Genomic DNA, 19341 nt, shown 5'->3' with positions numbered 1-19341 from the left:
AGGGAAGGCGTGGCTCATAACCGTATCAGCCGGGCTTTCCGCGAGTCCAAGTCTTTATGGTTATATGAATGAATCCGCCAGTTGTGTGGGGCTCACAGCAAGGGCTCGATGGGCAGCCAGGACATCAGGCGCACGCTCAGGCGCTGCCACCAGGTGGTGCCGGGCTCGCGGCGCAGGCGTTCGCCGCTGTCGGGCAGCTGCCAGTACATCCGGCCCTGATCGTCCAGGCCGACGCGATAGGTGCTGGCGGCGATGTCCTGGTCAAAGGTCTGCGAGATGGCGCTGGCCAGCGCGGGGCTGTCGATCACCAGCCCGAGTTCGGTATTGAGGTTGGCCGAGCGCGGATCGAAGTTGAACGAGCCCACATAGGTGCTGCGGCCATCGACCGCGAAGGTCTTGGCGTGCAGGCTGGAGGCCGAGCTGCCGAAGGGCCCGGGGCTGCGCGGCTGGGCCGGCCCGTGGCCGCGGCGCGGCATTTCGTAGAGCGTCACGCCGCTGGCCAGCAGCGCGCGGCGTCGTTTGGCATAGCCGGAGTGCACCACGCTGACATCGGTGGCCTCCAGCGCATTGGTCAGCACGCGCACCTTTACGCCCTTGCGCGCCAGTTCGGCGAAGGCCGCCGCGCCCGGCGCCGTGGGCACGAAGTAGGGCGAGATCAGTTCGAGGTGGCTGCGCGGCTCGCCCATGAGGGCCAGCAGCTGATGCGTGATCAGGCCCGCTCCCTGCGCCTTGCCCAGCGCCTTGGCGGGATCGTCGCTGACCACGCGCGCCGGCGCCCACTCCAGCTCCAGGCGGCCCTGCAGCAGTTGCCCGACGAGTGGCGTGCGTGCGATGGCCTCCATGTAGTGATCCGAACGGGGGTCCTGCTCGACGCCTTCGGCCGAACGCGCCAGGGCGTGCAGCGCCTGAGGCGCGGCGGCCGGCAGCAGCTGATCGACCGGATAGGCCGATTCGCTGGCCCAGTAGCGGTCGAAGTCGGTCGATACTTCCTGCACCACCGGCCCGACGGCCAGCACGTCCAGGTCGGCGAACAGCACGCCGTCGTCGGCGCCGAAGTACTCGTCGCCGATATTGCGTCCGCCCAGGATGGTGGCCTGATTGTCGGCGGTGAACGACTTGTTGTGCATGCGCCGGTTCAGGCGCCGGAAGTCCGTCAGGTAGCCCAGCACCTTGGGATGGCGCAGCACGAAAGGGTTGAACAGCCGCACCTCGATGTTGGGATGCGCGTCCAGCGCGGCCAGCGTGGCATCCAGGCCCGAGGTGCCGTTGTCATCCAGCAGCAGGCGCACCCGCACGCCGCGGTCGGCCGCCTGATGCAGGGCTTCGAGCAGCAGGGTGCCGGTCATGTCGCCGCGCCAGATGTAGTACTGCACATCCAGCGTGCGCTGGGCCGCGCGCGTCAGCAGGATGCGCGCCGCAAAGGCATCGTGCGCATCGGTGATGCTGTGGATGCCGCTCAGGCCGGGATGGCGCGCCGCGCGCGGCGCGATGGCCTGCCCCAGCGAGGTGCCGCAGGCATCCTGGGTATGCAGCGCGCAGGAGTCCGCGCGCGCCGGCGGTGACGGCAGGGCGACTCCCAGCAGGTCGGCGAAGCGGCCCACGGCGGCGCGTCGGCGCTCAGCCCAGGGGCTGTTCGAGGCAGGGCGCGAATTCGCCCGTGCCCGGGTCGCGTACGTACAGCAGGCCGGTGGCCACGCCGAAGTAGCAACCATGCAATTGCAGTTCGCCTTCGGCGACACGGCGTTGCACCGAGGGGAAGGTCATCAGGTTGCGCAGGCTGTGGCCGATCACGCCCAGTTCCAGGCGCTTGAGGTCCTGCTCGCGGTTGCCGGTGCTGTCGCCCAGGGCATCGGCCACCGGTGCGATCTGCGACATCCATTTGCCGATGAAATTCATCTTCGACAGCGGCTGGCTCTCATCGTAGAAGGAGCGGATGCCGCCGCAGGAGGCGTGGCCCATCACGACCACATGCTTGACCTTCAGGCCGTTGACGGCAAACTCGATGGCCGAGCTGGTGCCGTGGTAGGAGGACTCGGCATCGGGTTCGCAGGGCGGCACGAGATTGGCCACGTTGCGCACCACGAAGAGTTCTCCCGGCCCGACATCGAAGATGGCCTCGGGCGAAACGCGCGAGTCGCAACAGCTGATGATCAGGATTTCCGGGTGTTGGCCTTTTTCTGCCAGCGCTTCATAGCGGCTGCGCTCGGCGTGGAAGCGGCCTTGGAGGAAGGCCTGATAGCCGTCGGTGAGTCTTTTTGGAAACATGCTCATATCCTGGAGGGACGCCCTACGGCGCGGGGCGCGGCCTGTCGGCCACGCCTCGTGGGCCGTCCTTGTCTGGCGGCGCGGGGCGTAACCGTATTTTCCCACATTGGTCAGTATCGGGAAAAATCGATTTTGGCCCCCGGGGAGGACGTGCGACTTCCTGCCGCGAAGATTGCGGCTTGCCAGCCCAGGCGCTTTGCCGGACACTCTATCGGACCAGGGCGTCCCAGCAAGGCGCGCACCTGGGGTGGCGCCGCGCATCCTGCCCGGCCCGAAGCCAAGGAGAACATCATGAAAATTCGCATTGGTGGGCTGGCGGCAGGCCTTTGCCTGGCAGTATGGGCGGCCTCGGCATCGGCCGCGCCGGGTGTGGCCGATGCGGTGGGCAATGCGGCGACCAAGTCTGCTGCCGGAGCCGGCGCGCCGGCCACGACGCCGGCGCCGACCTCCAAGGAAATGACGTTGCAACAGCAGCGCATGGTGGCGTGCAACAAATCGGCCGCCGGCAAAACCGGCGATGACCGCAAGGCCTTCATGAGCAGCTGCCTGAAAGGCGAGGAGCCGGCCAAGCCCCTGACTTCGCAGCAGACCCGCATGAAAGACTGCAATGCCCGCGCCGCTGCCCAGGCCCTGTCGGGCGAGGCCCGCAAGACCTTCATGAGCACCTGCCTGAAGGGCGGCTGAGGCAGCCCGCAGGCTGCCTGCGGGATCAGACCGTGGCGATCGGCGTGACCGGCGAGCCGATCGCGTGCGGCAGGCGCAGCGGCGGGGCGGTCAGCATGAAGCGGTTGCGGTCGTGGGCATGCAGCCAGTCGGCCAGATCCTTCAGGTACCACAGCTCGGCCAGGGGCAGCCCCAGTTTGAACAGGCAATGATGGTGCAGCGGCAGCATGGCGCGCGGCCCCTGGCGCTCGCGCGCCGGATAGGCCTCGACGGCATAGTTGTCGGCGCAGATGGCCACGATGCCGCTGTCGGTGATCCATTGCAGCAGCGCGTCGTCGGTGCCATCGAGCGCAGCGCCATACTGGTGCAGCACGTTGGCATCGGGCTTCCCCTGCATGGCCACGACGGCTTCGGCGTAGCCGGTACGCAGCACCAGCATATCGCCGGACTCGACCGTCACGTTCTGCGCGCGCATGGCCTGCTGCAACTCGGCGGCGCCGACCAGGGTGCGCCCGGCGCCGAACTCGCGCTCCAGGTCCACCAGCACGGCGCGGCCCTGCAGGCCTTGCTGGGCGAGGTTTTCCACGCCCAGCCTGAGCGCGGCCGAAGGCCCGCCGCTGTTGCAGCCGCAACCCAGGTGATCGCCATCGGCCGGGCCGACCACGTCGACTCCGGCGCGATAGCCGTTGTAGTAGACCAGTTCGTCGCGGCCATCGCCATCCGCGTCGAACAGCGCGCCCACATGGGCCAGCGAGTCCCACTGGGTGGAGTATTGCATCGACAGCAGCACCTGGTCGTCGCTCAGGACGTCGACGGCGTCCGGGTTGAGCGCGCGCAACGGGAAGTTCACATAGGGCGTTTCGTCCAGGCGCGTCGGGCTCAGCTGCGGCGGATGGCGCCGCGGGTTGAGCACGTTGCCGCCAGGCAGATCCAGCGGCAATGACAGGCAGAAGGTTTTACCGGCCCGGATCTCCCTGGCGCCCTTGAGTACCTGCTCGGGGGTGAGCAGATTGAGGCGGCCGAGTTGATCGTCGGGCCCGAAGTCGCCCCAGTTGGAACCGGGCGGCCGTTGTTTCCAGCGCTGCATGATGTTTACTCCGTGAGGAAGTCCAGCACCGCGCGGGTGAAGGCTTCCGGGTTCTCCCAGTTGGAGATGTGGGAGGTGTCCAGCTCGACATAGCGCGCCCCGCCGATGTGTTCGGTGAGGTACTTGCCGTCGGCCGGCGTGGCGGCCAGGTCATGGGTGCCGGCGATGACCAGGGTGCGGGCGCGGATCTCGCCCAGGCGCGGGCGCAGGTCGGCGTCGCGCAGGGCGGCGCAGTTGCCGTTGTAGCCGGCGTCGGGCGTGCGGCGCAGCATGTCGACCAGCACCTGGGTCAGGCCCGGCTCACGTTCGCGAAAGCCGTCGGTCAGCCAGCGTTCGACCACGCCATAGGCCATGTTGGCCAGGCCGGTCTGTTGCACGGTGGCGATGCGGTCGGTCCAGCCCTGGGCGCTGCCGATGCGCGCGGCGGTGTTGCACAGCACCAGGCGGTCGATGCGGTCGGGGTGGTTCAGGGCCAGGGTCAGGCCGGTCGGGCCGCCCATCGACAGGCCGCAGAAATGGGCCCGGGCTACGCCCAGGTGATCCAGCAGCTCGACCACGTCGTTGGCCAGCTGCTCGAAGCGGTACTCGCCTTCGGGCACGCTGGAGCGGCCATGGCCGCGGGTGTCATAGCGCACCACGCGGAAGTGGCGCGACAGGGCCGGGACCTGTTGGGCCCACATGTCGGCATTGGTGCCCAGGGAGTTGGACAGGACCAGGACCGGGGCGTCGGCGGGACCGTCGACGACGTAATACAGACGGGCCTGGCTGAGATCGGCGTAGGGCATGAAAGATTCCGGATAAAAGGCCGACGCGCCCGAAGGCGCGCCGGTTCACGACATTACAGATGGCACTTGCCATCCACGTAGGCTTTGCGCCAGCGGGTGATGGCGACGCGTTCGAACAGATCGACGCGGTAGAACGGATCGGCCTGGATCAGGCGTTCGGCTTCTTCGCGGGTGTCGACGTCGACCACATACAGGCCGCCGCCGATGTCGCTGCCGTCATCGTGCAGCTTGGCGCCGCAGGCCAGCAGCAGATGCTTGTTGTCATCCAGGAACTTCAGGTGTTCGGCGCGGGTGGCCTGGCGCAGCGCCTGGTGGCCCGGCTTGTCGAAGGTCTCGATGATGTAGGGCATGCTGGCTCCGGGGTCAGATGGCCGACGGGTGGCGCGCCAGGGCGGTCACGTTGATGTCCATGTACGGGAACAGCGGCAGCGAGGACAGCAGCTGGTGCAGCTCGTCGTGGCTCTCGACGTCGAAGATGCTGACGTTGGCGTAGCGGCCGGCCACGCGCCACAGGTGTTGCCACTTGCCGCTGCGCTGCAGTTCCTGCGCCAGGGCCTTTTCGTCGGCCTTGAGCTTGTCGGCGCGTTCGGCCGGCATGTCCACGGGCAGGTTCACTTGCATTTCAACCATGTACAGCATGAATCTCTCCTTCAGGGCTTGCGCGGCGTCGTGCGCCGCGCGGAATCAAAGTCAGTTGGCGAACTTCAGGGGCAGGCCGGTGATTTCCAGCAGGCGCTCGGGCGTCATGCCGCCGAACAGGTCGGTGACGACCACGCCGTCCTTGGTGATGTCGAACACCGCCACGTCGGTATAGACACGCGAAACGCAGCGCACGCCGGTCAGCGGGTAGGTGCAGGCCTGCACCAGCTTGCTCTGGCCGTCGCGGGTGAGCAGGTCCATCATCACGAACACCTGCTTGGCGCCGATGGCCAGATCCATCGCACCGCCCACGGCGGGGATGGCATCGGGTGCGCCGGTGTGCCAGTTGGCCAGATCGCCCTGCTGCGACACCTGGAAGGCGCCCAGCACGCAGATATCCAGATGGCCGCCGCGCATCATGGCGAACGAATCGGCATGATGGAAGAACGAGCAGCCCGGCAACTCGGTGACGGGCTGCTTGCCGGCATTGATCAGGTCGTAGTCTTCCTGGCCTTTCTCCGGCGCCGGGCCCATGCCCAGCATGCCGTTCTCGGTGTGCAGGATGACCTCGCGGCCGGTCGGCAGATGGTTGGCGACCAGGGTGGGCAGGCCAATGCCCAGGTTGACGTAGGCCCCTTCAGGGATGTCTTGCGCCACGCGGGCGGCCATGGCGTCGCGGCTCAGTTTTTCGCTCATCTTGTTACTCCTTGGCGCCCTGGGGGGCGTCGATCTGCACCACGCGCTTGACGAAGATGCCGGGGGTGACCACGGTTTCCGGGTCGATCTCGCCCAGTTCGACCACTTCACGCACCTGGGCCACGGCCACGCGTGCGGCGCTGGCCATGATGGGGCCGAAGTTGCGGGCCGTCTTGCGGAAGGTCAGGTTGCCCCAGCGATCGGCACGTTCGGCCTTGATGAGGGCGTAATCGGCGGTCAGCGGATACTCCAGCACGTAGTGGCGGCCGTTGATCTCGCGGGTTTCCTTGCCGTCGGCCAGCGGGGTGCCGTAGCCGGTGGGGGTGAAGAACGCGCCGATGCCGGCGCCGGCGGCGCGGATGCGCTCGGCCAGGTTGCCCTGCGGCACCAGTTCGAGTTCGATCTTGCCGCTGCGGTACAGGCCGTCGAAGATGTGCGAATCCACCTGGCGCGGGAACGAGCAGATGATCTTGCGCACCCGCTGGGCGCCCAGCAGCGCGGCCAGGCCGGTGTCGCCGTTGCCGGCGTTGTTGTTGATGATGACCAGATCCTTGGCCCCCTGCTCCAGCAGGGCATCGATCAACTCCATGGGTTGGCCGGCCGTGCCGAAGCCGCCGATCATGATGGTGGCGCCGTCGGGCACATCCGCCAGGGCGGCCGCTGCGCTTGGAACGAGCTTAGAAATCATAGGACTCTGCTTTAGGGTTGGCGTGTAATAATTTTGTTCTTCTGTAGAACATGCGTTCTTCTGAAGAACATCCTTTCATGGGGCAAAACGGCCTGTCAAGGCCGTGCCTGGCTGCGGCGCTGCCGCAACGACGAGAAAAAGAAACGTGAGTGAAGACAGCTATTCCCAGGTTCCCAGCGACAGCTATGTGCAGTCGTTCGCGCGCGGCCTGGCGGTGATCCGGGCCTTCGGCCCGCAACGTGACCAGATGACGCTGTCCGAAGTGGCCAGCGTGGCCGGTCTGACGCGTGCCGGCGCGCGGCGCATTCTGCTGACGCTGGTGCAGCTGGGCTACGTGGTGCAGGACGAGCGACGCTTTTCGCTGACGCCGCGCATCCTCGAACTGGGCTATGCCTATCTTTCGGGCACGCCGCTGTGGAACCTGGCCCTGCCGTACATGGAAGAGGTGGCGCAGACGACCCGCGAGTCGTGCTCCGTGTCGGTGCTTGATGGCGCCGACATCGTCTACATCCTGCGCCTGTCCACGCACAAGGTGATGACCATCAATCTGGCCGTAGGCAGCCGCCTGCCGGCCTGGGTGACTTCCATGGGCCGGGTGCTGCTGGCCGGCCAGCCGCTGGCCGAGCAGCAGCGCTTGCTGCAGGACAGCCGCATCCAGCCCTATACCCCGTCCACCCGTACGAGCATCGAGGAGCTGCTGCAGGAGTTGCAGCGGGTGCGGTGCGACGGGTACGCCTGCGTGGCCCAGGAGCTTGAGCCCGGCCTGCAATCGGTGGCCGTGCCCATCGTGGATCGCAGCGGCCGCGTGATCGCGGCCATGAACGTCAGCGGTCATACCAGCCGCTATTCGCGCGAACAGATGCTGCAGGCCTTCCTGCCGCCGCTGCGCGACGCCGCCGACCAGATCAACCAGGCGCTGCAGCGCCGCTAGGCGGCGCGCAGGCAGGCGGGACCGGCGGCGGGCCATCGTCGCCGCCTCAGACAGGGGCCACGCCCAGCGTGGTCCCGCCGCAGACGTACAGGACCTGGCCGGTGACGAAGCCATTGTCGGGCGACAGGAAGAACATGGCCGCGCGGGCCACGTCTTCGGGGGTGCCCAGGCGCTTGACCACGATGCTGTCGATGATGCGTTGCGTGCGCGGCGCGCCAGCCGGGTTGCTCTGCATGAACAGGTCCGTGGCGATGGGCCCGGGGCCGATGGCGTTGACCGTGATGCCGTCGCCGCCCAGTTCCATGGCCAGCGTGCGGGTCATGCCGATCAGGGCAGCCTTGGTGGCCGAATAGACCACGCGCTCGGGCTTGCCCAGCGCCGCGCGCGAGGCCATGTTGACGATGCGTCCGAAACCCGCTTCGCGCATGGCCGGCAGCACTGCCTGCACCAGGATCAGGGCAGTGCGCAGATGCAGCGACACCACATAGTCCAGATCCTGCAGGGTGGCCGTGTCGGCCGTGCCCGGGCGGGTGGCGCCGGCATTGTTCACCAGGCCGATGATGGCGTAGCGGCTGGTCACCTCGCGGGCGACGGCCTCGGTCTGCGCGGTATCGGTCAGGTCGGCCTGGAAGGACACCAGGCCGGCCGGCGGGTGCTCGGGCAGGCGATAGTCGATGTTGACCACGGTGTGGCCGGCATCGAGCAGCGCTGCGGCGATGGCGGCGCCGATGCCGTTGCTGGCGCCGGTCACCAAATAGGCGGCGGGTTTCATATCGCAGTCTCCAGTTGTCAGTGAGTCATGTAGCCCCAGGCCAGCACGGCGCCGATGTAGATCACACCGACCCACAGCATCATGATGACGGTATAACCCATCACATCACGCAGCTTGAGCTTGGACAGGGCCAGGGCCGGCAGGATCCAGAAGGGTTGCACCAGATCGTTCCAGGCGTTGCCCAGCATGACCGACATGGTGGTCTGGCTGATGGAGCTGCCGATGGCGTGTGCCGCATCGATCATGAACGGCCCCTGGATCACCCAGTGGCCGCCCGCCGACGGGGCGAAGAAGTTGATCACGTAGGAGCTGATCAGGCCCCAGAAGGGCAGGCTGGCCGGCGTGGCGACATCGACGAAGATCTCGGAGATGGTCGTCACCAGGCCCGAACCGGCCATGATGGCCATGATGCCGGCGTAGAACGGATATTGCAGGATGATCCCGGAGATCGTCTTGATGCCCTCGTTCAGCTTGGCCACGTAGGCGGCCGGCGTGCCCAGCAGAATGATGCCCAGGAACAGGATGATGAAGTTGATCAGGTTCAGGTCGAGCGACTTGCCGTCGGCAAAATAGAACACCACGTAGGCAATGCCCAGCACGCCGATCAGCAGGCTCAGGATGCGGCTGTTGTTCAGGCGGTTGGCCAGGGTGTTCTCGTTGTCCAGCGCGTTGCCGGCCTTGGCGTTGTCGATACCCTTGTCGATATCGGGATCGACCTCGATGACTTTCTCGCCCTTCTTCGGGTGCAGCCAGGCGTTGAGCAGCGGCAGGGTGACGATGACGATCAGGCTGGTGATCAGCATCGGCGCCGAGAAAATGGTCTCGGTCAGCGGGATCACGCCCATGGCATCGGCCATGGGGTGGCCGGGGGTGGCCACCAGCACCGGGATGCTGGCCGACAGGCCCAGGCCGTACAGCGTGAAGCCGCTATAGGCTGCGGCAATGATCAGCGGGTAGTGCACGCCCTTGACCTTGAGGGCCAGCTTCTTGGCCACCACGCCGCCGATCACCAGGCCGAAACCCCAGTTCAGGTAGCTGCCGATGCCGCCGACCAGCGTGGCCACGATGACGGCCGTGTGCGGGCTGTGCACGCGACTGACGATGCGGTCGAGCAGGCGGTCGGTCAGGGGGGCGGTGGCCAGCACATAGCCCATGGCCAGGATGACGGCCATCTGAGTGGTGAAAGCCAGCAGACTCCAGAAGCCGGAGCCCCATTCACGGGTGATCTGCGGCAGGCCCTGGCCTTCGACGGCAAAGGCCAGCACGACGGTCAGCAGGGTTAGCCCGATCGCGAACACGAAGGGGTCGGGCAGATACTTGCGCATCAGCTCCGTGAAAAAGGAAGCAAGTTTATTCATGGTGTCTCCAACAGACTCCGGTAAGGCGTAATGCTTGCGTTGCTTGCAGGGTGTGCCCGCAGTGGGCGCAAAAGAAAGCCGCTCGCGTCGTGGGCGTGGGCGGCGGGGAAATCAATCCAGTTTCTGCGTTTTGAGCCAGGCGACCAGCCCGGCCAGCGCGGCGCTCTTTTCGCGCAGCACGCGCTCGCGGCGCTCGGGCTCCCAGGTGTAGAAGCCCTGGCCGGCCTTGGCGCCGATGGCGCCGCTTTCCACCTTCTGCGTGAGCAGGTCGGAGGGTGTCTGGCGGTTTTCGAGATCGGCGTAAAGATAGCTGGCGATCGCGTGGTGCACGTCGATGCCGTTCATGTCGCGCTGCTCCAGCGGGCCCGACAGCGCCAGGCGGATGCCCAGGCTCCACTTGACCACTTCGTCGATGTCCTCGGCGCTGGCCACGCCTTTCTCCAGCAGCGAGATGGCTTCGCGCGCCAGGGCGTGCTGGATGCGGTTGGCGATGAAACCGGGGATGTCCTGGTTCACGCGCACCGGGCGCTTGCCGGCGGCCTTGAGCACGGCCATCACCAGTTCGACGCTGGCATCGGTGGTCTGGTCGCCGCACACCACTTCCACCAGCGGGATCACATCGGCCGGCGTGAAGAAATGGGTGCCCACGAAGCGATCGCGGCGCGTCACCGCCTCGGCGATGGCGTTGATCGACAGGCCGGAGGTATTGGTGGCGAACACGGCTTCGGCCTTGCACAGGCCATCCAGCTCGGCGAACAGCTTGCGCTTGAGCGCCAGGTTCTCCGGCACGGCTTCGATCACCAGATCGCAGTCGGCTGCCGCGGCCAGATCGGGACGCATGGTGATGCGCGCCAGGCTGGCGGGGGCATCCTGCGGGGCGTAGACCTGCAGCTGGCGTTCGATGATGGCGCGGGCGCGGTCCAGGGCGCCGTCGACGGGGTCGACCAGCACGACCGGCAGGCCTTGCGAGGCGAAGAGCGCGGCAATGCCGCTGCCCATGGAACCGGCGCCGATGACGGCCAGAGTCTGGATGGGAAAAGCCATGGATGAGCTCGCTTGTTCGATGCCCAGGCTCAGTTGCACTCGGGGGCCGGCGCGCCGGTGTCTCTTCCTGGGTGCTTCTCTGTGCCGAGGCCAGAAAAATGCTTATGTTCTATATACGAACATTTGTGCGGATATAGAATTTCCAAAAATATAGTACTAAGAATTGCTGCAGGTGGACAAATTGACCAGGGTGGCGTCCACATAATGGACGCGGCAGTGCGCCCTGCGCCGCAGGGGGCGGCAGGGCGTTTTGCAAGCGGGAAAGGGCGCGGCCAGGCCGCGCCCGCCAGGATCAGCCTGAGTTGCGCAGGCCGGCAGCGATGCCGTTGATGGTCAGGTGGATGGCGCGCGGCACGCGCGGGTCCGGCGTGGCGTCGGGGCGGCGCTGGGCGGCGCGGTGACGCCGGATGAGATCGATCTGCAGATAATTGAGCGGATCGATATAGGCGAAGCGTTCGCGCAGCGACGCCGCCAGCGCCGGGTTGTCGGCCAGCAGTTCGCGCTGGTTGACCTGCTTGAGCATGGCCAGCGTGCGGCCGTGCTCTTCGGAAATGGCGCCGAAAATGCGTTCGCGCACCCGGCGCTGCGGCACCAGCATGGCGTAGCGCGAGGCGATCGCCAGATCCGACTTGGCCAGCACCATCTCCATATTGGAGAGCAGGCTGCGGAAGGCCGGCCATTCCTGGGCCATTTCGCGCAATTGCGCCAGGCGGGCGCGTTTGCTGCGCGGCGCACCCGGCGCGCCTTGCTCCAGATAGGCTTCCAGTGCCGACCCCACGCCGTACCAGCCGGTCAGCATGAGGCGGCATTGTGCCCACGAGAAGCCCCACGGGATGGCGCGCAGATCGTCGATGCGCTGGCCCTGCTTGCGCGAGGCCGGGCGCGAGCCGATGTTCAGGTCGGCGATCTCCAGGATGGGCGTGGAGGCGAAGAAATACTCGGAGAAGCCCGGCGTTTCATACACCAGCTCGCGATAGCTGCGCTGGGCTGCCTCGGACAGGAAGTCCATGGTCTGGCCATGATGGGCCATGTGGGCATCTTCGGCCTGGCGTGCGGCCGGTTGCTGGGCCAGCGAGGACTCCAGCACGGCGGACACCAGCAGTTCCAGATTGCGCCGGCCGATCTCGGCATCCTTGTACTTGGTCTGGATCACTTCGCCCTGCTCGGTCAGGCGCAACTGGCCGGCCACCGTGCCCGGAGGCTGCGCCAGAATGGCGTCGAAGCTGGAGCCGCCACCCCGGCCGACCGAGCCGCCCCGGCCATGGAACAGGCGCAGCCGCACCTTGCGGGCCCGGAAGACGTCAACCAGTTCGCGCTCGGCACGGTACAGCGCCCAGTTCGAGGTGAGGTAGCCGCCATCCTTGTTGCTGTCGGAGTAGCCCAGCATCACTTCCTGGGTCTGGCCCTGGGCCAGGCGCACGCGGGCGCTGACCTCGGGCAGGTCCAGCCAGGCGGCCATGATGGCCGGGCCGCGCTCCAGGTCGGGAATGGTTTCAAACAGCGGCACCACCATCAGGCCGTCTTCCGGCTGGGGCGAGGCCGGGTCGATCAGGCCGGTTTCCTTCTGCAGCACCAGCACTTCCAGCAGGTCGCTCAGCGTTTCGGTATGCGACACGATGGTCTGGCGCACCGCGGGCTTGCCAAAGCGCGCCCGGGCCGCAGCCGCCGCGCGCAGCACGCCCAGTTCGCGGGTGGTTTCATCGCTGTATTCGATCCAGGGCGAGGCCAGGGGGCGGCCGGTGGCCAGCTCCTGGCGCAGCAGCGCGACGCGCGCTTCCTCGTCCAGCTGGTCGTAGGCTTCGGGGTGGCCGGCGCGGGCGAACAGTTCGGTCAGAACGCGTTCGTGCACATCCGAGCTCTGGCGCAGGTCCAGCGTGGCCAGGTGAAAGCCGAAGACCTCGATGGCCTGCTGCAGGCCGGTCAGGCGCAGCTTGGCGATGGGCGCGCCGTTGTTCTGGGCCAGCGAATCGGCCACCACGGCCAGATCGCGGGCCAGCTCCTGGGGATGGGCGTAGGGTTCGGCCGGCAGCGGCGTGCGGCGGGCCAGCTCGCGCCCGATCAGCGTGCGTGCGGTAGCGGCCAGGCGCGCGTAGATGCCGAGGAGCGCGCGGCGATAGGGCTCATCGCGGCGATGCGGCGAGGTGTCGCCGCTGGCTTCGGCCAATTGGCGCAGTTCGTCGCTGGCGTTGATGAGCAGCCGCGTGATCGACAGCTCGGTGCTCAGGGCATGCACCTGGCCGAGATAATGTTCGAACAGCACGGTGGCCTGGCGCAGCACGGCAAGCTCCAGCGTGTCGGCGTCGACATTCGGATTGCCGTCGCGGTCGCCGCCGATCCAGCTTCCCATGCGCAGGAAGGGCTCCAGCGGGGCGGGCGGCGGCGCGAAGGGATGCTTGCTGTCCGGGGTCAGCAGGCGCGCCAGATCGCCGTACAGGCGCGGCACGGCGCTCAGGAAGGTGCTGCGGTAGTACGACAGGGCGTTCTCGATTTCGTCAGCCACCGTCAGGCGGGTGTAGCGCAGCATGCGCGTCTGCCACAGCGTGTCGATGTGCCCCAGCAGCGCGGCGTCGATCTCTTCGGCTTCCTCCGCGGTCAGGGGCTGGTCGCGCTGCGCGATCAGCGCGGCGATATCGCGGTGCTCATCCAGGGTGCTTTTGCGCTGCACCTCGGTGGGGTGGGCGGTCAGCACGGGCATCACGCAGGCATCGGCCAGCAGGCTGCGGATGCGTTGCGGCGGCACGCCCTGCGAACCCAGCAGATCGATGGCATGGCGCAGGCTGCCCGGCGCGGGTGCCGTGTCATCGAGCGCGCGGGCGCGCTGGTTGCGGTTCTGGTCGCGATCTTCCGCAATGTTGTAGAGCTGCAGGAAGTAGCCGAAGGCGCGCGCCACCAGATTGGGGTCGCTGCCGCGCAGCTGCTTGACCCGCTGCTGCATCAGTTCGCCATCATCCTGGCGGCCTTCGCGCCGGAAACGCACGGCGCTGCGCCGCAAGGTCTCGATGGTGTCGAAAACCCGTTTGCCTTCGCAGGCTTGAATGACAGTGCCCAGGTAGCGCCCGAGCAGGCGGATGTCGTTGCGTAGCGGTTCGGCAAGATCGGATTGCGCGCGTGTAGCGTTCATCGAGAAAACCTATAGAGAGGGATGGAAAATTCCTGGTGCGGTAGCAATGCAATAAATACGGGACGCGTCGATTTTACGCAGCCTTCCTTACAACGTCGCCTGGGGTACAGTGGCGCCTGATTTCCCCTCTTTTTCGTGTGCTTCGCTATGCAAAACCATCAACGCCGTGCCCTGGTGCTGTTCTCCGGCGGCCAGGACTCCACCACCTGCCTGGCCTGGGCGCTGCAGCGCTACGCCCATGTCGAGACCGTGGCCTTCGACTATGGCCAGCGGCATCACATCGAACTGCAGGCGCGCCAGCATGTGCTGCGCGAGCTGCACGCCGCTTTTCCGGAGTGGGCCGCGCGCCTGGGCGAAGACCATGTGCTGGATCTGAAGGTGCTGGGCCAGGTGGGCGATACCGCCATGACCAGCGAACGGGCCATCGAGATGCAGGACAACGGGCTGCCCAACACTTTCGTGCCGGGCCGCAATCTGTTGTTCCTCAATCTGGCCGCCGCGCTGGGCTACCGGCGCCAGCTCGATGTGCTGGTCGGCGGCATGTGCGAAACCGACTTCTCGGGCTATCCCGATTGCCGCGACGACACGATCAAGGCGCAGCAGGTGGCCCTGAGCCTGGGGCTGGGCGCGCGCGTGACCATCGAAACTCCGCTCATGTGGCTCGACAAGGCCGAGGCCTGGGCGCTGGCCCGAGAGCTGGGCGGCCAGGCGCTGGTCGATCTGATCGTCGAACACAGTCACACCTGTTATCTGGGCGAGCGCGGCCGGCGTCACGACTGGGGCTATGGCTGCGGCGAGTGCCCGGCCTGCGCGTTGCGCGCCGCCGGCTGGCAGCGCTGGACGCAAACGCCCGCCGCCTGACCTGCCTGCCCCGGGGATTTGCTGCGCCGCACCGAAGACCCGGGGAGCCCGCCCTACGTAATACAGCGTAATATCTAGGGCTTCGCTGACACCACCGCCCGAGAAGGATCATGCCGCACTACCGTTCACGTACCTCCACCCATGGCCGCAACATGGCCGGCGCACGCGCGCTCTGGCGCGCCACCGGCATGAAGGACGGCGATTTTGGCAAACCCATCATTGCGGTAGTCAACTCGTTCACGCAGTTCGTGCCGGGCCACGTGCACCTGCGCGACCTGGGCGCCCTGGTGGCCGGCCAGATCGAGGCGGCCGGCGGTGTGGCCAAGGAATTCAACACCATCGCCGTCGATGACGGCATCGCCATGGGCCACGGCGGCATGCTGTATTCGCTGCCCTCGCGCGAACTGATCGCCGACTCGGTCGAGTACATGGTCAACGCGCATTGCGCCGATGCGATGGTCTGCATCTCCAACTGCGACAAGATCACGCCGGGAATGCTGATGGCCGCCATGCGCCTGAACATCCCCGTGGTGTTCGTCTCGGGCGGTCCGATGGAGGCCGGCAAGGTGGTCTCGCCCACCGACGGCAAGGTCATTTCGCTGGACCTGGTCGACGCCATGATCAAGGCGGCCGATCCCAACGTGAGCGATGCCGAGGCCGAAGAGGTCGAGCGCAGCGCCTGCCCGACCTGCGGCTCCTGTTCCGGCATGTTCACGGCCAACTCCATGAACTGCCTGACCGAGGCCATCGGCCTGGCGCTGCCGGGCAACGGCACCATCGTCGCCACCCACGCCTGGCGCAAGAGCCTGTTCGAGCAGGCCGGGCGTCTGGTGGTCGATCTGTGTCGCCGCTACTACGAGCAGGATGACAGCTCGGTGCTGCCGCGCAACATCGCCACCAAGGCAGCCTTCGAGAACGCCATGTCGCTGGACGTGGCCATGGGCGGCTCGACCAATACGGTGCTGCACCTGCTGGCCGCCGCACAGGAAGCCGGGGTGGATTTCACCATGGCCGACATCGACCGCATTTCGCGCCTGGTGCCCTGCCTGTGCAAGGCCGCGCCGGCCACTGACAAATATCACATCGAAGACGTGCACCGTGCCGGCGGCATCCTGGGCATCCTGGGCGAGCTGGGCCGCGCCGGGCTGCTGGATCTGTCCTGCGGCAACGTGCACAGCGGCACGCTGGGCCAGGCCATCGAGCAATGGGACGTGGCCGGCGGCGCCGGCGAGGCCGCGCAGAAGTTCTACCGCGCCGCGCCCGGCGGTGTGCCGACCACCGTGGCCTTCAGCCAGGACAAGACCTTCCTGACGCTCGACATGGACCGCCAGAACGGTTGCATCCGCAGCAAGGAACACGCCTATTCGCAGGATGGCGGGCTGGCCGTGCTGTACGGCAACCTGGCCGAGAAAGGCTGCATCGTGAAGACCGCGGGCGTGGACGAATCCCAGTGGGTGTTCACAGGCCGTGCGCGGGTGTTCGAAAGCCAGGAAGACGCAGTCGAAGGCATCCTGGGCGACAAGGTCGTGGCCGGCGATGTGGTCATCATCCGCTACGAAGGGCCCAAGGGCGGCCCGGGCATGCAGGAGATGCTCTACCCGACCTCCTACCTGAAGTCCAAGGGCTTGGGTAAGACGTGCGCGCTGTTCACCGACGGGCGCTTCTCGGGTGGCTCTTCGGGGCTGGTCATCGGCCATGCCTCGCCGGAAGCCGCCGAAGGGGGTGCCATTGGTCTGGTTCAGGACGGCGACGTGATCGAGATCGACATCCCGCAACGCCGCATCCATCTGGCCGTCAGCGATGCCGAGCTGGCCAGCCGCCGTGCCGCCATGCAGGCGCGTGGCGAGCAGGCCTGGACGCCCGTGAACCGCGAACGCGTCGTCTCGCAAGCCCTGCAGGCCTACGCCGCGCTGGCCACCTCGGCTGACCGTGGCGCGGTGCGCGACCTCTCGCAACTCAAGCGCGGCTGATGCCGCTGGGGCGCTGCCCGTCTGCGCCCCGAACGCCGCCGGCCTTTGCGCCTGGCGGCGTTTTTTTTTGTGCATGGGCGACCTTGATCGTGCAATTCCCAGCGTCAATAGACGCAAAGGCCTTCGCACTTATCAGACATTTCGTCTCCTGGCGCCCACTAATATCCAGTCACCCTTTTTTTATGGCTCCGGATATGCACAAACCTGTCACGCCCATTCTGTCCGCTTCCGCCGGCGCCGCACTCGTCTGCGGCGTCCTGCTCCTCAACCTGCCCGGCGCCGCGCTGGCCGTGGATGGCACCATCACCATCAACGGCGAGATCACCGACCAGACCTGCAAGATCAACGGCGTGACCCCCCCGGCCAATATCTGGGTGACGCTGCCGAAGATCAGCCGCTCCGCGCTCAAGACCAAGGGTGATGTCGCGGGCGCGACGCCATTCCAGATCGCGCTTACCGAATGTCCCGCCACCATGAGCGGTGAGGTCCGGGCGTATTTCGAGCCGGGGCGCACCACCGACTACGGCACAGGCAATCTGATTGCCTACGGCACCAGCAGCGACATCACGGCCGCCGCCAGTAGCATCCCCGCCGATCTTGGCACGGCCAAGAACAACGTGCAGATCCAGCTGGCCAACATCGATGGCAGCGTGATCCGCATGGGCAGCGACGCAAGCACGCAGGCTGCCCGGGGCGAGACCCTGCAGACGTCGGGTACCACCAAGAGCGCCACGCTGCGCTATCTGGCGCGCTATGTGCGCACGGGCGACAGCGAACCCGAAGCGGGAAAACTGGTCAGCTACGTGACCTATTCCATCCTCTATCCCTGATCGCTCTGGTCTGATGCGCCTGCGGCGGGACGCGGCGGCAGGCGCATTCTCGGGCATTTCCTGCATCGCCCCGGTCCCTGCTTCGGATATCTCGCGGTAATTATCTGAGCAGGACAACCGACCTCATCCGCTACCGATGCCTGCTCGTATCATGCTTTCCCGCTGCGTCTTCACCCTCTCGCTGGCTGCCACCGCGCCAGCCTGGGCCGTGGATGGCACCATTACCATCAATGGCGAGATCACCGACCAGACCTGCAAGATCAACGGCAGCGCGCCGCCCTATGACTTTGTCGTGACCTTGCCCAAGATCGCCGCCTCGGCGCTCAAGAAGGTCAATGACACGGCCGGCGCGACGCTGTTCACCATCAAGATCACTGACTGTCCCAGCACCCTGACCGGGCAGGTCAAGGCGTATTTCGAACCCGGTGTGACGACCGACTACGACAGCGGCAATCTGTACGCCTACACCGGCAGCGCCAGCACCACGTCGCCAGCGCCTTCCAGCATTCCCAGCGATCGCGCCGGCGCGGCCAAGGCGAGCCACGTCGAGATCCGGCTGTCCAACCCGGATGGCACGAAGATCACCCTCGGCGCGGCCGTCAATATGGCCGCCGGCGTCACCCTGGAAGGCAGCGACAAGAAGTCGGCCACGCTGCGCTACCTGGCCAGCTATGTGAAAAGCAGCGAAGGTGCCATCACCGCGGGCAAGCTGGTTTCCTACGTGCAGTACTCGATCGTCTATCCCTGATAGGACTCGGCTGATTCACAGGGCCCGGGGGCACGGCGCTCCAGGGCGGGATGGGCGAGACGCCAACACGTTTTCGGAAAATACGGCGCCTGCGCCGGGTAATGATCGCGGTCATGATGAATCGCAACGACCTTCCCGCCTTGCCTGTCTATTGCCGCGCGCTCCTGTTGTGTGCCGCAACCGCCGTGTCGCTGCCGGCGCTGGCCGTCGACGGCACCATCACTATCAATGGCGAGATCATTGATTCCACTTGCAAGATCAACGGGCAGACGCCACCAGCCGATCTGCTGGTTACGCTGCCCAAGATCAGCCGCTCGGCGCTCAAGACCAAGGGCGCCACGGCCGGCGCGACGGTCTTCGTGCTGGCGCTGACGGAATGCCCCAGCACGCTGGCGGACGGCAAGGTCCGGGCCTACTTCGAGCCGGGGCGCACCACCGATTACGCCACGGGTAATCTCATCGCCTACCAGACCAGCTCGGCCGTCACCACCACCAAGGCAGCCATCCCCGAGGCGCCGGGAACGGCGATGAGCAATGTGCAGATCCAGCTCGCCAACCCCGACGGTACGGCCATCCGCATGGGGGACGATGCTGCCACCCAGGGCGGGCGCGGCGAGACGCTCCAGACTTCGGGCACCTACAAGAGCGCCACGTTGCGCTATCTGGCCCGCTATGTGCGCACCGGCGACGGCGAGGCCGATGCCGGCAAACTGGTGACTTACGTGCAGTATTCGATCGTCTATCCCTGAGCCGCGACGGTGGCGTGACGGCGTGTTGCAGCCCGGGAAATCAACCATGCGTGTTTCGGAATCATCCCTTCCGGGGGCAGGTAATGATTCAAGGCAGAACAACCCTTCCTGTCCGCTCGCCATGCTTCGTATCC

Annotated in this window: 19 protein-coding genes; 7 read left to right on the top strand and 12 right to left on the bottom strand. The window is 66.5% G+C overall.

Translation table 11 applies throughout. From position 1 onward, the window contains the following. Nucleotides 1-92 precede the first annotated feature (92 nt). Nucleotides 93-1601 (bottom strand): phospholipase D family protein, encoded by a 1509-nt coding sequence (locus A7V84_RS17420; protein WP_033535109.1) that lies wholly within the window; start codon nt 1599-1601, stop codon nt 93-95. 16 nt (nt 1602-1617) lie between these two features. Next, on the bottom strand, nt 1618-2265 hold the full coding sequence (locus tag A7V84_RS17415) for a carbonic anhydrase (protein WP_025513814.1): 648 nt from the start codon (nt 2263-2265) through the stop codon (nt 1618-1620). A gap of 291 nt (nt 2266-2556) precedes the next feature. Between A7V84_RS17415 and A7V84_RS17410 the strand changes: the two genes are divergently transcribed. Continuing rightward, a complete protein-coding gene (locus tag A7V84_RS17410; protein ID WP_033535108.1) occupies nt 2557-2949 on the top strand; it encodes a PsiF family protein in 393 nt (130 codons plus the stop codon). A gap of 25 nt (nt 2950-2974) precedes the next feature. On the opposite strand, the gene A7V84_RS17405 is transcribed toward A7V84_RS17410, so the two are convergent. The 6 genes from A7V84_RS17405 to A7V84_RS17380 are packed head-to-tail and all read right to left on the bottom strand — an operon-like array spanning nt 2975 to nt 6823. Then, the gene (locus A7V84_RS17405; protein ID WP_033535107.1) at nt 2975-4015 is read right to left on the bottom strand and encodes a cyclase family protein; all 1041 of its coding nucleotides are present in this window, start codon (nt 4013-4015) and stop codon (nt 2975-2977) included. A gap of 5 nt (nt 4016-4020) precedes the next feature. Then, entirely contained in the window at nt 4021-4800 is a 780-nt protein-coding gene (gene pcaD / locus A7V84_RS17400) for a 3-oxoadipate enol-lactonase (RefSeq protein WP_033535106.1), read from the bottom strand. 53 nt (nt 4801-4853) lie between these two features. Beyond that, complete coding sequence (locus A7V84_RS17395) at nt 4854-5150, bottom strand: YciI family protein (RefSeq protein WP_025513807.1); 297 nt, start codon at nt 5148-5150, stop codon at nt 4854-4856. A 13-nt stretch (nt 5151-5163) separates the two neighbouring features. After that, complete coding sequence (catC, locus tag A7V84_RS17390; protein WP_033535105.1) at nt 5164-5439, bottom strand: muconolactone Delta-isomerase; 276 nt, start codon at nt 5437-5439, stop codon at nt 5164-5166. Nucleotides 5440-5490: 51 nt separating this feature from the next. Further along, nucleotides 5491-6135, bottom strand: a complete 645-nt coding sequence (locus A7V84_RS17385; RefSeq protein WP_025513800.1) for a 3-oxoacid CoA-transferase subunit B — start codon at nt 6133-6135, stop codon at nt 5491-5493. 4 nt (nt 6136-6139) lie between these two features. After that, nucleotides 6140-6823 carry a 3-oxoacid CoA-transferase subunit A gene (locus A7V84_RS17380; RefSeq protein ID WP_025513798.1) on the bottom strand — a complete coding sequence of 228 codons (684 nt, stop codon included), beginning with the start codon at nt 6821-6823 and terminating at the stop codon, nt 6140-6142. Between the two features lie 145 nt (nt 6824-6968). On the opposite strand from A7V84_RS17380, the gene A7V84_RS17375 reads away from it, so the two are divergent. After that, nucleotides 6969-7754, top strand: a complete 786-nt coding sequence (locus A7V84_RS17375) for an IclR family transcriptional regulator (protein WP_025513796.1) — start codon at nt 6969-6971, stop codon at nt 7752-7754. Between the two features lie 46 nt (nt 7755-7800). On the opposite strand, the gene A7V84_RS17370 is transcribed toward A7V84_RS17375, so the two are convergent. The 4 genes from A7V84_RS17370 to ppc all read right to left on the bottom strand — a co-directional run bounded on the left by A7V84_RS17370 (nt 7801) and on the right by ppc (nt 14049). Next, nucleotides 7801-8526, bottom strand: coding sequence for an SDR family oxidoreductase (locus A7V84_RS17370; RefSeq protein WP_025513794.1), 726 nt, complete (start codon nt 8524-8526; stop codon nt 7801-7803). A gap of 17 nt (nt 8527-8543) precedes the next feature. Further along, on the bottom strand, nt 8544-9884 hold the full coding sequence (locus A7V84_RS17365) for a short-chain fatty acid transporter (protein ID WP_025513792.1): 1341 nt from the start codon (nt 9882-9884) through the stop codon (nt 8544-8546). Between the two features lie 111 nt (nt 9885-9995). Then, nucleotides 9996-10928: a 3-hydroxyacyl-CoA dehydrogenase family protein gene (locus tag A7V84_RS17360; protein ID WP_025513790.1), complete on the bottom strand. Its 933-nt coding sequence runs from the start codon at nt 10926-10928 to the stop codon at nt 9996-9998. Nucleotides 10929-11220: 292 nt separating this feature from the next. Then, on the bottom strand, nt 11221-14049 hold the full coding sequence (gene ppc / locus A7V84_RS17355) for a phosphoenolpyruvate carboxylase (protein ID WP_025513788.1): 2829 nt from the start codon (nt 14047-14049) through the stop codon (nt 11221-11223). A gap of 147 nt (nt 14050-14196) precedes the next feature. Here ppc and queC point away from each other — a divergent pair, with 147 nt between their 5' ends. The 5 genes from queC (at nt 14197) to A7V84_RS17330 (ending at nt 19207) form a co-directional block, all read left to right on the top strand. Further along, nucleotides 14197-14910 carry a 7-cyano-7-deazaguanine synthase QueC gene (gene queC, locus A7V84_RS17350; RefSeq protein WP_063491746.1) on the top strand — a complete coding sequence of 238 codons (714 nt, stop codon included), beginning with the start codon at nt 14197-14199 and terminating at the stop codon, nt 14908-14910. Between the two features lie 110 nt (nt 14911-15020). Further along, complete coding sequence (gene ilvD, locus A7V84_RS17345) at nt 15021-16880, top strand: dihydroxy-acid dehydratase (RefSeq protein WP_025513783.1); 1860 nt, start codon at nt 15021-15023, stop codon at nt 16878-16880. A gap of 194 nt (nt 16881-17074) precedes the next feature. After that, complete coding sequence (locus A7V84_RS17340) at nt 17075-17710, top strand: fimbrial protein (RefSeq protein WP_025513782.1); 636 nt, start codon at nt 17075-17077, stop codon at nt 17708-17710. Nucleotides 17711-17861: 151 nt separating this feature from the next. After that, on the top strand, nt 17862-18458 hold the full coding sequence (locus tag A7V84_RS17335) for a fimbrial protein (protein WP_052125794.1): 597 nt from the start codon (nt 17862-17864) through the stop codon (nt 18456-18458). A 113-nt stretch (nt 18459-18571) separates the two neighbouring features. Next, on the top strand, nt 18572-19207 hold the full coding sequence (locus tag A7V84_RS17330; RefSeq protein ID WP_231886827.1) for a fimbrial protein: 636 nt from the start codon (nt 18572-18574) through the stop codon (nt 19205-19207). Nucleotides 19208-19341 lie beyond the last annotated feature (134 nt).

Source organism: Bordetella trematum, assembly GCF_900078335.1.
Taxonomy (GTDB): Bacteria; Pseudomonadota; Gammaproteobacteria; order Burkholderiales; family Burkholderiaceae_B; genus Bordetella; species Bordetella trematum.
The sequence above is the reverse complement of the archived record's forward strand: the minus strand, read 5'-3'. Positions and strand labels throughout refer to the sequence as shown.

Excerpts from the sequence above, each read along its gene's own strand:
- A7V84_RS17330 (WP_231886827.1), top strand. The coding sequence starts at position 18,572 with ATGATGAATCGCAACGACCTTCCCGCCTTGCCTGTCTATTGCCGCGCG.
- ilvD (WP_025513783.1), top strand. The coding sequence starts at position 15,021 with ATGCCGCACTACCGTTCACGTACCTCCACCCATGGCCGCAACATGGCC.
- A7V84_RS17370 (WP_025513794.1), bottom strand. The coding sequence starts at position 8,526 with ATGAAACCCGCCGCCTATTTGGTGACCGGCGCCAGCAACGGCATCGGC.
- A7V84_RS17405 (WP_033535107.1), bottom strand. The coding sequence starts at position 4,015 with ATGCAGCGCTGGAAACAACGGCCGCCCGGTTCCAACTGGGGCGACTTC.
- A7V84_RS17415 (WP_025513814.1), bottom strand. The coding sequence starts at position 2,265 with ATGTTTCCAAAAAGACTCACCGACGGCTATCAGGCCTTCCTCCAAGGC.
- A7V84_RS17340 (WP_025513782.1), top strand. The coding sequence starts at position 17,075 with ATGCACAAACCTGTCACGCCCATTCTGTCCGCTTCCGCCGGCGCCGCA.
- A7V84_RS17360 (WP_025513790.1), bottom strand. The coding sequence starts at position 10,928 with ATGGCTTTTCCCATCCAGACTCTGGCCGTCATCGGCGCCGGTTCCATG.
- A7V84_RS17380 (WP_025513798.1), bottom strand. The coding sequence starts at position 6,823 with ATGATTTCTAAGCTCGTTCCAAGCGCAGCGGCCGCCCTGGCGGATGTG.
- catC (WP_033535105.1), bottom strand. The coding sequence starts at position 5,439 with ATGCTGTACATGGTTGAAATGCAAGTGAACCTGCCCGTGGACATGCCG.
- queC (WP_063491746.1), top strand. The coding sequence starts at position 14,197 with ATGCAAAACCATCAACGCCGTGCCCTGGTGCTGTTCTCCGGCGGCCAG.
- A7V84_RS17335 (WP_052125794.1), top strand. The coding sequence starts at position 17,862 with ATGCTTTCCCGCTGCGTCTTCACCCTCTCGCTGGCTGCCACCGCGCCA.
- A7V84_RS17365 (WP_025513792.1), bottom strand. The coding sequence starts at position 9,884 with ATGAATAAACTTGCTTCCTTTTTCACGGAGCTGATGCGCAAGTATCTG.
- A7V84_RS17385 (WP_025513800.1), bottom strand. The coding sequence starts at position 6,135 with ATGAGCGAAAAACTGAGCCGCGACGCCATGGCCGCCCGCGTGGCGCAA.
- ppc (WP_025513788.1), bottom strand. The coding sequence starts at position 14,049 with ATGAACGCTACACGCGCGCAATCCGATCTTGCCGAACCGCTACGCAAC.
- A7V84_RS17410 (WP_033535108.1), top strand. The coding sequence starts at position 2,557 with ATGAAAATTCGCATTGGTGGGCTGGCGGCAGGCCTTTGCCTGGCAGTA.
- A7V84_RS17395 (WP_025513807.1), bottom strand. The coding sequence starts at position 5,150 with ATGCCCTACATCATCGAGACCTTCGACAAGCCGGGCCACCAGGCGCTG.
- pcaD (WP_033535106.1), bottom strand. The coding sequence starts at position 4,800 with ATGCCCTACGCCGATCTCAGCCAGGCCCGTCTGTATTACGTCGTCGAC.